A 14,633-nucleotide genomic window follows, 5' to 3' on the forward strand; every position below is an offset into this window, starting at 1 on the left:
CTCAGCTCTCGACCAGCTGGCGCGCCAGCCCCTCGTCGAGGACCACGTCGGTGACCAGTCGGGCGCCGATCGCGGCGCGCAGCGACGGCAGCTTCTGGGATCCGGCGACCACGCAGAACCGGCGGGCCACCCGGCGCAGGCGGTCCAGCTCCGGCCCGGTCGCACGCGCGTTCACGGCGATGTCCTTCCAGCTCCCGTCGGCGCGGAAGAACACCGTGGCCACGTCCCCGATGGCGTGATCGTCGCGCAGGCTCCGATAGTCGTCGCGGCTGAGATAGCCGCCGACGTAGACCCGGCTCGGCACGTCGGCGCTCGGCGATCCGACGCTGAACACCGCGAGGTCCATCTTCGCCTGCAGGTCCAGCACGCGCAGAGTGCTGCGCTCGCGCCACATGGCTTCCCGGGTGCGCGGGTCGTCGAAGAACGCGGGGACCGGGAACTGCTGCACCTGGGCCCCGAACGCCGTGCCGAAGCGTTGCAGGATCTCGCTCGAGTACTCGACGCCGCTGTTGAGGGTGTTGCCCGCGCCGTTGAGCTGCACGATCGTCGTCCCCCTGGTCTCCTTCTGGCCGAGTTCGCGGCTGACCGCACTCATCGTGGATCCCCAGGCCAGCCCGACCACCATGTTGGAGTCGATGATCTGGGTGAGTAGCCGGCCCGCTGTCAGCGCCACGCGCTCGAGCCGCTCGACCTCCGTCACGCTCTCCGGCATCGGGACGACGTGCGCCGAGACGTGCAGGCGGTCGTGCAGCTCCTGCTCGAGCTCGCCGGCGTGCTCCAGCGGCGAGTTGATCCTGATGTCGACGAGTCCGACCTCGCGGGCATAGCTGAGCAGTCGCGACACTGAGGAGCGCGACGTGTCCAGCTCCCTGGCGATGACGTCCATCGTCTTGTCCTGCAGGTAGTAGAGACGCGCGGCGGTGAGGGCCGCGACCGCCTTCGAATGGCGCTTCCGTTCATCCATAGGGGCACTCCTCGGGATCGATGCGAGCGATTCTTGCACATTCGTGCATGAGGCTTGCGAGGAAGGGCACCTGGGGGAATGCTGTGAACAATCCGCAGGGAGGACCAGGACATGAACGACAACACCCATACCGCCGCAGAACGACCCGAGGTCGCGACCGTTCGGGAGGCGGGACGCACCACGGTGCTGGTGATCGGTGGGGGCATCAACGGGATCTCGACGTTCCGGGATCTGGCGCTGCAGGGTGTGGACGTCGTCCTCGTCGAGCGGGGGGACTTCGCCTCGGGCGCCTCCTCGGCTTCGAGCCACATGATCCACGGAGGCATCCGCTACCTCGAGAACGGCGAGTTCCGTCTCGTGAAGGAGTCGGTCACCGAGCGCAACGGTCTCATCAAGATCGCCCCCCACTACGTCAAGCCGCTCGAGACCACCATCCCGATCTACTCCACGTTCTCCGGGATCCTCTCCGCGCCCCTCCGCTTCCTCACGCACAAGTCGGGCAAGCCGAAGGAGCGCGGAGCGTTCCTCATCAAGGTGGGCCTGACCATCTACGACACGTTCTCCCGCGACGGGGGGACGGTTCCGCGTCATCGCTTCCTGGGCCGCAAGAAGTCCCTCGCCGAGCTGCCCTCGATGGATCCGAAGATCAAGTACACGGCGACCTACTACGACGCATCGATGCACGATCCGGAGCGTCTCGCCCTCGACGTGCTGCAGGACGGTCGCGCCGCCCACCCCGGCGCGGTGGCACTGAACTACGTCGAGGCCATCGGTCACGACGGGGACGCCGTGCTCGTACGCGACCGCGAGACCGGCACGGAGTTCCGCATCGCCGCGGACGTCGTCGTCAACACCTCCGGCCCCTGGACCGATCTCACCAACGAGGCGATGGGCGAGCTCACGCGCTTCATGGGCGGCACCAAGGGCTCGCACATCGTGCTCGACAACCCCGAGCTGCTCGCAGCGACCAAGGGACGCGAGATCTTCTTCGAGCACTCGGACGGCCGCATCGTGCTGATCTACCCCCTCAAGGGACGCGTGCTCGTGGGCACCACGGACATCGACGCGGATCCCCGCGAGGTGCCGCTGTGCACCGAGGAGGAGGTCGATTACTTCTTCGACCTCGTGCATCACGTCTTCCCGACGATCGACGTCGACCGGGACCAGATCGTGTACCGGTTCAGCGGAATCCGTCCGCTCCCCCGCCACGAGGACACGGCTCCGGGTTTCGTCTCGCGCGACTACCGCGTCGAAGTCGACGAGAGCCACGCGGTGCCGCACCTCAGCCTCGTCGGCGGCAAGTGGACCACGTTCCGTGCGCTCGGAGAGTCGCTCTCCGACAAGATCCTCGACATCCTCGGTCGCCCCCGCGTCGTGTCGACTCTCGGCCGCGTGATCGGCGGGGGCAAGGACTACCCGCAGGGCGAGGCCGCGCGCCGCACCTGGCTCGCGAAGAACCTGCCCGGCGCCGGGGACCGTGCCGAGCGGCTGCTGGTGCGCTACGGCACGCGCGCGGCCGACGTGTGGAACTACGTCGAGCAGGGCGAGGACACCCCGCTCGCCGGAGGCCAGCTCTCCACCCGGGAGCTGGAGTGGATGGTCGATCACGAGATGATCGTCCGACTGGAGGACGTCGTGCTGCGTCGCACGAGCCTCGCCTTCACCGGGGACGTCACCGAGGAGAATCTCGAGGAGATCGCCGAGGCGCTCGCCCCGCTCCTGGACTGGGACCGCGCGCGCGTGGCGGCCGAGATCGATCAGACGCGAGAACTGCTCAATACCCGGCACGGACTTTCCCTCGTCGCCCGCACCCGCGGCTGACGGGGATCCCCCGCCGCCCTCATCGGCGTTGTACTCGAACACCGCATCGGCAGAGGGGCCGATGCTCTGCGAAAGGTCAATGGAGACATGACTGAGGTCAATCTCGGGCTCTACTTCTTGTCAGAGCTCGTCGGCACCGCGATGCTCATCCTGCTCGGATGCGGCGTCGTCGCCAACGTCGCCCTGGCGAAGAACAAGGGCTTCAACGGCGGCTTCCTGATGGTCAACTGGGGCTGGGGTCTGGCGGTCTTCGCCGGTGTCCTGGTCTCGGCGTACTCGGGCGCCATCCTCAACCCGGCGGTGGGCATCGGACTGCTGATCGCCCAGAAGATCTCGTTCGCGCAGTTCCTCGTCGCCACCGGCGCCGAACTGCTGGGCGCGATCATCGGCGCGATCCTGTGCTGGCTCGCCTACAAGCAGCACTTCGACGAGGAGCCCGACCCGGCGAACAAGCTGGGCGTGTTCTCGACCGGCCCCGCGATCCGCTCGTACGGCTGGAACCTCGTGACCGAGATCATCGGCACGTTCGTGCTGGTCTTCGTCATCTTCGCGTTCGCGGACTACGGCGACGTCAAGGTCGGGACGCCCGGGGGCCTCGGCCCGCTCACGGCACTCCCCGTGGCCCTGCTCGTCGTGGCGATCGGTGCCTCCCTCGGTGGACCGACCGGGTACGCGATCAACCCCGCCCGTGACCTCGGCCCCCGCATCGCGCACGCGATCCTCCCGATCCGCGGCAAGGGCTCGAGCGACTGGGCCTACTCCTGGGTTCCCGTCGTGGGCCCGCTCATCGGTGGCGCGATCGCCGCGCTTCTCGCACCGGCCCTCCTGCACCTCGTCCACTGACCCGAACAGCGTTTCAAAGGAGAACCACACACATGGCTGACTACATCCTCGCCATCGATCAGGGCACGACCTCGAGTCGTGCCATCATCTTCGATCGCAAGGGCAACATCATCTCGACCGGTCAGAAGGAGCACGAGCAGATCCTTCCGAAGGCCGGCTGGGTCGAGCACGACCCCTCCGAGATCTGGGCCAACGTCCAGGAGGTCATCGGTCTCGCCCTGAGCCGCGCCGACCTCACTCGTCACGACATCGCCGCGGTCGGCATCACCAACCAGCGCGAGACGGCGGTGGTCTGGGACAAGACCACCGGCAAGCCGGTCTACAACGCGATCGTGTGGCAGGACACCCGCACGCAGGACATCGTCGACCGCCTCGCGGCGGACGGCGGCGTCGAGCGCTTCAAGCCGGTCGTGGGCCTGCCGCTCGCGACCTATTTCTCCGGCACCAAGATCGCCTGGATCCTGGAGAACGTGGAGGGCGCGCGCGAAAAGGCCGAGGCAGGCGACCTGCTGTTCGGCACGACCGACACCTGGGTGCTCTGGAACCTCACCGGCGGCACGGACGGCGGCGTGCACGCGACCGACGTCACGAACGCCTCGCGGACCATGTTCATGGATCTGGAGACGCTGCAGTGGCGCGACGACATCCTGGAGGCGTTCGGCGTGCCGAAGTCCATGATGCCGTCGATCCGCTCGTCCTCCGAGGTCTACGGCGCCGCCGAGGACTCCTCGCTGCTGCGGGAGACCCCGATCGCCGGCATCCTCGGCGACCAGCAGGCCGCCACTTTCGGCCAGGCGGCGTTCAACACCGGCGAGAGCAAGAACACGTACGGGACGGGCTGCTTCCTCATCTTCAACACGGGCGAGGAGATCGTCCACTCGAAGAACGGCCTGCTCACCACCGTCGGCTACAAGCTGGGCGACGGTCCGACGCACTACGCGCTCGAGGGCTCGATCGCCGTGACAGGTTCGCTCATCCAGTGGCTGCGCGACCAGCTCGGCATCATCGACTCGGCCCCGCAGGTCGAGGAGCTGGCCGACAAGGTCGAGGACAACGGCGGTGTCTACATCGTCCCCGCGTTCTCGGGCCTGTTCGCGCCGTACTGGCGTCCGGACGCGCGCGGCGCCATCGTAGGCCTCACCCGGTACGCGAACAAGAACCACATCGCCCGCGCCGCCCTGGAGGCCGTGGCCTTCCAGACCCGCGACGTGATCGATGCGGTCAACGCCGACGCGGGTGTCGACCTCACCGAGCTCAAGGTCGACGGCGGCATGGTCGCGAACGACGCGCTCATGCAGTTCCAGGCCGACGTGCTCGGCGTGCCGGTGGTGCGCCCCGTCGTCGCGGAGACGACGGCCCTGGGCGCGGCGTACGCCGCCGGTCTGGCCGTCGGCTTCTGGTCTGGTCTGGACGATCTCTCCGCCAACTGGCAGGAGGACCGCCGCTGGGAGCCCACCCTCGACGAGGGCGAGCGCGACCGCCAGCTGCGGCTGTGGCGCAAGGCCGTGAACAAGTCGATGGACTGGGTCGACGACGACGTGAAGTGACCTGATCCGCACGCGAAAGGCGGGCCGGAGGATCTCCTCCGGCCCGCCTTTCGCGTATCGATCAGTTCTTGCCGAACAGCTTCTGGATCTCCGCCATGTCGGCCTCGCTCGGCGCCTTCTGCCCGCCCAGACCGAAGCCCGAGCCCGTCGGGTTCTGGGCGGAGGTGGCGAGTCCCGCGTTCTCGGCCGCGCGCTTGGCCGGGTTCCCGGAGCGGGAGCCGGAGCTCTTGCCCTTCTTCCCTCGCTTGGACGACGCCCCGGGGCGGCCCATGCCGGGCACGGCTCCCATCCCGGGGATGTTCGGGGTACCGCCCCGCGCCACGGTCTTCATCATCTTCGCCGCCTGCTCGAATCGTTGGACGAGCTGGTTGACGTCGGTGACCGTCATGCCGGAGCCGCGGGCGATCCGGAGCCGACGGGAGCCGTTGAGGACCTTGGGGTTGCGCCGCTCCCCCGGGGTCATCGAGCGGATGATGGCCTCGGTGCGATCGATCTCGCGCTCGTCGAAGTCCTCGAGCTGCTGCTTCATCTGCCCCATGCCCGGGAGCATCCCGAGCATCTTCTTCATCGAGCCCATCTTCTTCAGCTGCTGCATCTGCTCGAGGAAGTCCTCGAGCGTGAAGGTCTCGGTCGCGAGCTTCTCGGCGACCTTGAGCGCTTCCGCCTCGTCGAAGGCGCTCTGCGCCTGCTCGATCAGGGTGAGGATGTCGCCGAGGTCGAGGATGCGGCTCGCCATGCGGTCCGGATGGAACGGCTCGAGGTCGTCGAGGTTCTCGCCGGTCGACGCGAACATGATCGGGCGCCCCGTCACCGAGGCGACGGAGAGCGCCGCGCCGCCTCGCGCGTCGCCGTCCAGCTTGGAGAGCACGACGCCGGTGAAGTCCACGCCCTCCTGGAACGCCTTCGCGGTGTTGACCGCGTCCTGACCGATCATCGCGTCGATGACGAAGAGCACCTCGTCGGGATCCACGGTCCTTCGGATGTCGGAGGCCTGCTTCATGAGTTCTGCGTCCACGCCCAGGCGCCCGGCGGTGTCGATGATCACGACGTCGTGCTGCTGACGGCGTGCGTGCTCGACGCCGTCCCGGGCGACGCGGATCGGATCCCCGACGCCGTTGCCCGGCTCCGGCGCGAAGATCGTCGCGCCGGCCTGCTCTGCCACGACGGTGAGCTGGGTGACCGCGTTGGGACGCTGCAGATCCGCCGCCACGAGGAGGGGCGTGTGCCCCTCGCCCTGGAGCTGCTTGGCGAGCTTGCCCGCGAACGTCGTCTTTCCGGATCCCTGGAGACCGGCGAGCATGATCACGGTGGGCGGGTTCTTCGCGAACTCGAGCCGCCGCTGCTGACCGCCGAGGATCGCGATGAGCTCCTCGTTCACGATCTGCACGACCTGCTGCGCGGGGTTCAGCGCCCTGTTGACCTCATCGCCCAGCGCCCGCTCGCGCACCTTGGCGGTGAACTCCTTGACGACGGGGAGCGCGACGTCGGCGTCGAGCAGGGCGCGACGGATCTCCCGGACCGTCCCGTCGACGTCGGAGGCGGTCAGCTTGCCCTTCGTGCGCAGGTTGCGGAAGGTCTCGGTGAGCCGATCGGAGAGGGTGCTGAAAGTAGCCATGGTGGAGCAATTCTACGCGAGCGCACCCCTCGTCGAGCGTCGAGGACGCGCGGTTCGTCGTCGGCGCTCAGCCCCAGTGCAGATCGGTGATCCGCGGCAGCGCGTGCTGAAGCTGGGCGAGGGGCGATCCGTGACCCGCACCGCCTTCGGCCCACACCCGCAGCGAGCTGAGCACGACGACCGCGTAGGCCGCTCCGAGCACCTCCGCGCGGATCGGCTCGACGCCGACCTCACGGGCCGCGGCGGACAGGGCCGCGGCGAGCCGTCCCTGACGCAGCGCCGACTCGCGCTGCAGCTCCTCGTGCAGCCCCATCGCCGTCGCGTTGCCGAAGGCGAGCGCGAGGGGATCCGGCTCCACACCGTCCAGGATCGCGGAAAGCACCGCCTCCACCCGCGCCGCATCGGCGCCCGGCGCGGCGAGCGCCCGGATCGCGCGCTCGATCCTCTCGTCCAGCCCGGACCACAGCACGTCGCTCTTGGACGCGAAGTAGTTGAAGAAGCTGGAGCGGCTCACGCCCGCGCGCTGCGCGATGTCGGCGATCGACGTGCGCTCGTAGCCGCGCTCGAGGAAGAGCTCGCAGGCGGCCTCGGCGATCGTCTCTCGGGATGACGCGCGGGGGCGGCCCACTCCGCGGGGAGGGGTGGTCACCACGCCACCGTATCGCGCCGCGCACCCCGCTCGAATCGGGGGTATTGTTGGACAGCATTCAACAACCCCCGGCCGAAGGATCCGAATGATCGACATCCAGAGAGCGGGCCTCGCCCCCGCGTTCGTGCCCTACCTCGACGGCTGGGAGCTGCAGCGCCGCGTCCACGCGGACGTCGTGGCCGGTTCGCGCCCCGACACGCTTCTGCTGCTGGAGCACGAGGCGGTCTACACCGCGGGGAAGCGCACCGAGCCGCAGGAGCGTCCGCAGGACGGCACGCCCGTGGTCGACGTGGACCGCGGCGGCAAGATCACCTGGCACGGACCCGGCCAGCTCGTCGGCTATCCGATCGTGCGTCTGCCCGAGCCGATGGACGTCGTGGCGCACGTGCGCCGCCTCGAGCGTCTGCTCATCTCCGTGCTCGGCCCCTTCGGCGTGGAGGGCTACCAGGTCGACGGACGCAGCGGCGTGTGGGTGCGCCGCCCGCTCAGCGAGGACAAGGTCGCGGCGATCGGCGTGCGCGTCCAGCAGGGCGTGACGATGCACGGTTTCGCGATCAACTGCGACAACAGCCTGGCGGGGTTCCGCGGGATCATCCCGTGCGGCATCACCGATGCCGGCGTGACGACCGTGAGCGAGATCGTCGGGCGCGACCTCTCCCCCGCCGACCTCGTCGACGCGGTCGCCGCGGCCTTCACCGCCGAGTATGCGACAGAGGTCGCCGCATGAGCGCCGCCCCCGAGGGACGCAAGCTTCTGCGCCTCGAGATCCGCAACGCCGAGACGCCGATCGAGCGCAAGCCGGAGTGGATCAAGACCAAGGCCAGGATGGGCCCCGAGTACAAGGCTCTGCACTCGCTCGTCAAGGACGAGGGCCTGCACACGGTGTGCCAGGAGGCAGGGTGCCCGAACATCTTCGAGTGCTGGGAGGACAAGGAGGCGACGTTCCTCATCGGCGGCTCGCAGTGCACGAGACGCTGCGACTTCTGCCAGATCGACACCGGCAAGCCCGCGGACTACGACACCGACGAGCCCCGCCGTGTCGCGGAGAGCGTGCAGCAGATGGGCCTGCGCTACGCCACGGTCACGAGCGTCGCGCGGGACGACCTCCCCGACACCGGCGCGTGGCTGAACGCGGAGACGGTCCGCAAGATCCACGAGCTCAACCCGAACACCGGCGTCGAGCTGCTCGCCAACGAGCACAACGCGGATCCGGCCTTCCTGGGGCAGATCTTCGACGCGCGACCCGAGGTGTTCGCCCACAACGTGGAGACCGTGCCGCGGATCTTCAAGCGGATCAGGCCCGCCTTCCGGTACGAGCGCTCGCTCGACGTCCTCACGCAGGGTCGCGAGGCCGGCCTCATCACCAAGTCGAACCTGATCCTCGGCATGGGCGAGGAGCCGGAGGAGGTCGTGCAAGCGCTGCAGGACCTGCACGACGCGGGCTGCGACATCATCACGATCACGCAGTATCTGCGCCCCACGCCCCGGCACCTCCCGGTGTCGCGCTGGGTCAAGCCCGACGAGTTCGTCGCGTTCAAGGAGGAGGCGGAGCGGATCGGCTTCCTCGGCGTGCTCGCCGGGCCGCTCGTGCGCTCCTCGTATCGCGCCGGTCGCCTGTGGGCGCAGTCGATGGTGTCGAAGGGCCGGGAGATCCCTCCCCACCTCGCCCACATCGCCGCGTCGGCCGACCTGGGCTTCGCTCAGGCGGTCTGACCCCGGCGGCGCCGGAACTCAGTCGGCGCTCATCACGGACAGCACGGATCCGTCGGATCCGAAGTTGACCAGGAGCACGTCCTCGTTGCCCTCGACGTCGAGCGCGTACTCGAGCACCGCGAACGGTTCGCTGCCCCCGTGCTCGTCGACGAGCAGCGTCATGCTCATGAGCCGCAGCGAGCGGATGATGTCCACCGCCGCGTCCCCGGAGACGTCGACGAGGTACTCCTCCAGGTCGTCGCCGTACTCCTCCTGCTGCTGCAGGATGTACTCGGTCACCTCGCTCGTGCGGTCGTCGACCTCTGCGAGCATCCCTCGACGCGCCTTGGCGTCGATCGCCTCGAGCCCGGACACGAACGCGGCGGCGATGTCGAGCGAGTCGGCGGACACGTCCTCCTGATCGGGCGCGGTCAGATCGACCGTGAGCGCCTGATCGCCGAACTCCACCGTCTCGGACCAGAAGATCGATCCGTCCGGGCCGGAGGAGAGCAATCCGAAGAAGTCGTGTTCGATCGCCATACGCCTATAGAACCAGCCTTGTCGGCGGCGCGGTAGTCCGCACGGCCCGCGCGCGGCGGACGGATCGGCACGGAGTGCCGGATCAGGCCCCGACGAGCGCCTGCACGAACACGTGCGGGGTGAATCCGGTGAGGTCGTCGATGCCCTCACCCTGCCCCAGCAGCTTGACCGGGATGCCGGTCCGCTCCTGCACCGCGAGCACGAAACCGCCCTTCGCCGAGCCGTCGAGCTTGGTCAGCACGAGGCCCGTGACCCCCGCGTGCTCGAGGAAGGCCTCGGCCTGCAGCACGCCGTTCTGCCCGGTCGTCGCATCGAGGACGAGCAGGACCTCGCTGATCGGCGCCTGCTTCTCGACGACGCGCCGGATCTTCGAGAGCTCGTCCATCAGGCCGCCCTTGGTGTGCAGGCGCCCCGCCGTGTCGATGATGACGATCTCCGTGCCCTCCCGCTGGGCGTACTCGACCGTCTGGTAGGCCACCGAGGCCGGATCCTGGCCCTGCTGCTGCGGACGGACGATCGCGGCGCCGGCGCGCTGCGCCCACGTCGCCAGCTGCTCGACGGCGGCCGCGCGGAAGGTGTCGGCGGCGCCGACGACGACCGAGCGCTGATAGCCCCGCAGGAACTTCGTGAACTTGCCGATCGTCGTCGTCTTGCCGACGCCGTTGACCCCGACGACGAGCACCACCGCGGGGCGCTCCGTGAGCTTGAGCGTCGTGTCGAACTTCGCGAAATGCTCTTCGAGCGTCTCCCGGAGCATCCGCTGGAGGTCCTTGGGATCGGTCGTGCGATAGCGCTCGACCTTGGCGCGCAGCTCCTCGACGAGGCGCTCGGCGATCTCGGGACCGAAATCCGCCGTCAGCAGTGCGGTCTCGAGCTCGTCCCAGGTGTCCTCGTCGATCGTGGGCTTGACGAACATGCCGCGCAGCGCGCGACCGAGGGACCAGGACTTCTCCGCCATGCGACCAGCCTACGGGGCCCGGATCGTTGCGACGGGCACGTTCGCCCTCGGCGTCGGGGCGCTCACACCGTCGCCGCGGCGCGATCCCCCACGCGTTGTCCCACGACGGCGGAGACGCCGTCCTGCCGCATCGAGACGCCGTAGAGGGCATCCGCGATCTCCATCGTGCGCTTCTGGTGCGTGATCACGAGCAGCTGCGAGCTCTCCCGCAACTGCTCGAACACGGTGAGCAGGCGACCGAGGTTGGCGTCGTCGAGCGCCGCCTCGACCTCGTCCAGGATGTAGAACGGGCTCGGGCGCGCCTTGAAGATCGCGACGAGAAGGGCCACCGCCGCGAGCGAGCGCTCGCCGCCCGAGAGCAGGGAGAGCCGCTCGATCTTCTTGCCCACCGGCCGCACGGCCACCTCGATGCCCGTGTTCAGCAGGTCGTCCGGATCGGTCAGGGAGATGCTTCCCGCGCCCCCGGGGAAGAGCAGGGGGAACACCTCGCCGAACGCCCGTCGCGTGTCCTCGAACGCGTCCGCGAAGATCGTCTGCATCCGCTCGTCGAGATCCGCGATGATCGTGCGCAGATCCTCGCGGGTCTTCGTGAGATCGGCGAGCTGCTCGGTGAGGAACGCGTGACGCTGTTCGAGCGCGGCGAACTCCTCGAGCGCGAGCGGATTGACCCGGCCCAGCTGAGCGAGCTTGCGCTCCGCCTCCTGCAGTCGGCGCTGCTGCACGGGTCGGTCGAAGGGGACGCCGCTCGCGACGGGTGCCGACTCCTGATCGGACGCCTCCGTCCACTCCGCGACTGGATTCGGGGCCGGATCCGCTCCGTCCCGCGGAATCAGCTGATCGGGACCATATTCCGCAATGAGAATATCTTCGTCGAGCGCCAACTCGGACTGCACCCGCTCCAACAGGCTGGTGAGGTGCAGCTTCTTCTCGTGGATCTGCAGCTCCAGGCCGTGCACGCTCTCTGTGAGGGCGGCGAGGCGCTCCCGGATCGTGGTGTCCTGACGTCGCAGGTCGGTGAGCTCCTCGTTCTGCGCCGCGCGCGCCGCCTCGGCGGAGGCGAGGGAGACCCTGGCCTCGGCCACCGAGCGATCCAGCGAGGCGAGGACCCGGGGCAGTTCGTCGGCGACACCGGCAGCCGTCTCGCGCTGGGCGCGGCGGATCACGGCCCGGCGCGCGGCCTCCGCTGCGGCCTCGCGCTCGCGCTCCCGCTGACGTTCCAGCGAGCCCACGCGGGCTTGCGCCGCCCTGACACGCTCGCGCAGCGTCTCGATCCCCAGCCGCGCGTCCATCTCCGACTCGCGCGCGCCTTCGAGCGCCTCGAGCAGTCCGTCCCGTGCCGACGCGTCCAGCACGGGACGCGGAACGTCCTCCGCCGTGGCGAGGGCGGTCTTCGCCTTCTCCGCGGCGGACTCCGCTTCGGAGACCGCCGCCTGGGCCTGCGCGAGACCCGCTTCGAGCCGCTCGCACTCCGCGACCGCGGACTCGTGCTGCACGATCACGCGGTTGACCTGCTCGGTATGCGCGGCGAGAGCGGCGTCGTGCTCGCGGAGCGTGCGCAGGGCCTCGCGCGATGCCCGCCGCGCCGTGTCGAGCGCCTCGGATCCCTCGTCGCGGGCCTCACGGAGCGAATCGACGATGACCCGCACCTCGCTCAGCCGGTCCACCGCGGCGTCCCGCTCGGCGACCAGCTCCAGCCGGGAGCGCTCCCCGCCGGATCCGGCATGCACGGTCTGCGCCGTGACGACCTCTCCCCCGCGGGTGACGAGCGTGACGGGAGCGCCGGAGGAGGTCGCGGCGGCGGCGAGTGCGGCACGCGCGGCCGCCAGGTCGTCCACGACGACGACGTGCGAGAGGATCCCGAGAACGCCCTCCGGTGCGGAGACGACCGAGGTTGCGGGAACGGCACCGGGGATCCCCGCGTCGGAGACGGCCGCGGCCGCCCCGTCTGCGATGACGACGTCGAAGGCGCCCACGCCGACGGCGCGGTCCACCACGACGAACGCGGCCTCGGCGTCGTCCACCAGCACGCCTTCCGCGAGTGGTCCCAGCACCGCTGCGATCGCTGCCTCGTAGCCCGACCGCACCTGCACCGCGTCGCCGACGAGACCACGCACGCCGGGAAGGCCCAGCGCCACGATCTCGGCGGCTCCCCCCGTCACGGAGATCGCGCTGCCGAGCGCGGCCGCGCGGGCCGTGAGCGCCTCCGCCTCGCGCTCGGCGGCGTGCAGCCGCTCCCGCAGTGCCTCCAGCGCGCTCTCCGCGGCCACGACCTGGCTCTGCGCGCGCTCGTACGTCTCCGCGTGCTGCGCGGCGGTGCCCTCCGGCGCCTCGCCGCCCTCGATCCGCTCGCGCGCCTCGGCGGCCTGGCGGCGGCGTTCGTCCGCGGCCGCTCGCGCGTTCTCCTGCCGGAGCACCGCGCCCCGCACGGCGGCGAGGGCCGATGCGGCGGCCTCCGCCTGACCCCGCAGCGTCGTCAGGCGCATGTCGTGCGCGGACACCAGGGCGCTCTGTTCCGCGATCTCCCCGTCGAGCGCATCCAGCTCGGCGCGGGCGAGCGCGACCGCTCGGGCGGCCTCCTGCGCCTGATCCTGGGCCCGGCCGATTCCGGACGAGAACTCCTCGACCTCGTCCTTCGCCTCGTCGATCGTCGCCTGGGTGACGGTGACGGCGGTCACGGCCGCGTCATCGTCGTCGGTGCCGAGCAGCGCGAGCCGCTGGTTCGCGAGGGTGAACAGGCCGCGCATGCGCTCCTGGACCTGTTCCAGCGCGAAGGCGACGCGACGCGCCTCGTCCACGGCGGCAGAGTTCTGCGTGCTCTCCAGTCGGGTGATCTCGGCACGGATCCGGTCGGCCTGCTCACTCAGCACGACGCGCTCCGCATGGCGTTCGTGCTCGGTGCACGTGTGGTCAGCCAGGGCGGAGCGCAGGGCCACGACGTCGTCGGCGAAGATCCGCGCCTTCGCGTCCCGGACGACCGCGGCGATCGTCTGCGCCTCGCGGGCGATCTCCGCCTGCCGGCCCAGGGGCTTGAGCTGCCGGCGGATCTCTCCGGCCAGGTCGCTGAGCCGTGTGAGGTTGGTCTCCATCGCGTCGAGCTTGCGGAGCGTCTTCTCCTTGCGTCGACGATGCTTCAGGATCCCCGCGGCCTCTTCGATGAAGCCACGCCGGTCCTCCGGCGAGGCCTGCAGCACCGTGTCCAGACGCCCCTGTCCGACGATGACGTGCATCTCCCTACCCAGTCCGGAGTCGCTGAGCAACTCCTGGACGTCGAGCAGCCGACAGCTCGTGCCGTTGATCGCGTAGTCGCTGGATCCGTTACGGAACAGCGTCCGGCTGATCGTGACCTCGGCGTACTCGATCGGGAGCGCACCGTCGCCGTTGTCGATGGTCAGCTGCACCTCCGCCCGGCCGAGCGGGCCGCGCGTCGAGGTGCCGGCGAAGATGACGTCCTCCATCTTCCCGCCGCGGAGCGTCTTCGCACCCTGTTCGCCCATGACCCAGGCGAGCGCGTCGACGACGTTCGACTTGCCGGAACCGTTCGGCCCGACGATGCAGGTCACCCCCGGCTCGAACGCGAAGGTCGTCGGCTGCGCGAAGGACTTGAACCCCTTGAGGGTCAGGCTCTTCAGGTGCATGCGCACACTCGGCGGGCAACGGGGATCACGCGTCTACGCTAGCGCGCCGTGACGCGGAGAGCCGTGGGGAAACGCCCGAGGTTCAGGGATTTCTGGGTGTCGCCTTGACGTCTGCTGTGAACGACCGCTAGCGTGAGGGATCCCAGCCGAGAGAGGAGGCAGCCGACATGATGATCATCCGCATTGACATCACCCCGTCCCGCGGGCTCGATGCGTCCTCGGCGCCTTCCGTCGGCCGCTTCGCGCGCACGACGGCATAGTCCGCGGCACGCGTCCCGCTCCGCATCCGGAGCGGGATCGCTGAGCGCTCGCTCGCACGGTCTTCGACCACTCCGATGCATCCGCATCCCGCCTGATCCCGCACGTTCT

Annotated in this window: 11 protein-coding genes; 5 read left to right on the forward strand and 6 right to left on the reverse strand. The window is 69.6% G+C overall.

The window, feature by feature from the left end:
• Nucleotide 1 precedes the first annotated feature (1 nt).
• The gene (locus tag Q0P88_RS03830) at nucleotides 2-964 is read right to left on the reverse strand and encodes a sugar-binding transcriptional regulator (protein ID WP_295011259.1); all 963 of its coding nucleotides are present in this window, start codon (nucleotides 962-964) and stop codon (nucleotides 2-4) included.
• A 111-nt stretch (nucleotides 965-1,075) separates the two neighbouring features.
• Between Q0P88_RS03830 and Q0P88_RS03835 the strand changes: the two genes are divergently transcribed.
• The 3 genes from Q0P88_RS03835 to glpK all read left to right on the forward strand — a co-directional run bounded on the left by Q0P88_RS03835 (nucleotide 1,076) and on the right by glpK (nucleotide 5,175).
• The gene (locus tag Q0P88_RS03835; protein WP_295011261.1) at nucleotides 1,076-2,785 is read left to right on the forward strand and encodes a glycerol-3-phosphate dehydrogenase/oxidase; all 1,710 of its coding nucleotides are present in this window, start codon (nucleotides 1,076-1,078) and stop codon (nucleotides 2,783-2,785) included.
• 87 nt (nucleotides 2,786-2,872) lie between these two features.
• Nucleotides 2,873-3,628, forward strand: a complete 756-nt coding sequence (locus Q0P88_RS03840; protein WP_295011262.1) for an MIP/aquaporin family protein — start codon at nucleotides 2,873-2,875, stop codon at nucleotides 3,626-3,628.
• Nucleotides 3,629-3,660: 32 nt separating this feature from the next.
• On the forward strand, nucleotides 3,661-5,175 hold the full coding sequence (gene glpK, locus Q0P88_RS03845) for a glycerol kinase GlpK (protein WP_295011264.1): 1,515 nt from the start codon (nucleotides 3,661-3,663) through the stop codon (nucleotides 5,173-5,175).
• A 61-nt stretch (nucleotides 5,176-5,236) separates the two neighbouring features.
• Here glpK and ffh read toward each other — a convergent pair whose 3' ends face one another.
• Nucleotides 5,237-6,790: a signal recognition particle protein gene (gene ffh, locus Q0P88_RS03850; protein WP_295011266.1), complete on the reverse strand. Its 1,554-nt coding sequence runs from the start codon at nucleotides 6,788-6,790 to the stop codon at nucleotides 5,237-5,239.
• Nucleotides 6,791-6,857: 67 nt separating this feature from the next.
• Nucleotides 6,858-7,439 carry a TetR/AcrR family transcriptional regulator gene (locus tag Q0P88_RS03855; RefSeq protein ID WP_295011268.1) on the reverse strand — a complete coding sequence of 194 codons (582 nt, stop codon included), beginning with the start codon at nucleotides 7,437-7,439 and terminating at the stop codon, nucleotides 6,858-6,860.
• Nucleotides 7,440-7,524: 85 nt separating this feature from the next.
• Between Q0P88_RS03855 and lipB the strand changes: the two genes are divergently transcribed.
• Complete coding sequence (gene lipB, locus Q0P88_RS03860) at nucleotides 7,525-8,166, forward strand: lipoyl(octanoyl) transferase LipB (protein ID WP_295011270.1); 642 nt, start codon at nucleotides 7,525-7,527, stop codon at nucleotides 8,164-8,166.
• Nucleotides 8,163-9,152 (forward strand): lipoyl synthase, encoded by a 990-nt coding sequence (lipA, locus tag Q0P88_RS03865; protein ID WP_295011272.1) that lies wholly within the window; start codon nucleotides 8,163-8,165, stop codon nucleotides 9,150-9,152. Before lipB ends, lipA begins: the two co-directional genes overlap by 4 nt.
• 18 nt (nucleotides 9,153-9,170) lie before the next feature.
• On the opposite strand, the gene Q0P88_RS03870 is transcribed toward lipA, so the two are convergent.
• The 3 genes from Q0P88_RS03870 to smc all read right to left on the reverse strand — a co-directional run bounded on the left by Q0P88_RS03870 (nucleotide 9,171) and on the right by smc (nucleotide 14,264).
• Nucleotides 9,171-9,671, reverse strand: coding sequence for a DUF2004 domain-containing protein (locus Q0P88_RS03870; protein ID WP_295011274.1), 501 nt, complete (start codon nucleotides 9,669-9,671; stop codon nucleotides 9,171-9,173).
• Between the two features lie 82 nt (nucleotides 9,672-9,753).
• On the reverse strand, nucleotides 9,754-10,629 hold the full coding sequence (gene ftsY / locus Q0P88_RS03875; protein WP_295011276.1) for a signal recognition particle-docking protein FtsY: 876 nt from the start codon (nucleotides 10,627-10,629) through the stop codon (nucleotides 9,754-9,756).
• Nucleotides 10,630-10,691: 62 nt separating this feature from the next.
• Nucleotides 10,692-14,264 (reverse strand): chromosome segregation protein SMC, encoded by a 3,573-nt coding sequence (gene smc / locus Q0P88_RS03880; RefSeq protein WP_295011278.1) that lies wholly within the window; start codon nucleotides 14,262-14,264, stop codon nucleotides 10,692-10,694.
• Between the last annotated feature and the right edge of the window lie 369 nt (nucleotides 14,265-14,633).

This window comes from uncultured Microbacterium sp., assembly GCF_945952435.1.
Classification (GTDB): domain Bacteria; phylum Actinomycetota; class Actinomycetes; order Actinomycetales; family Microbacteriaceae; genus Microbacterium.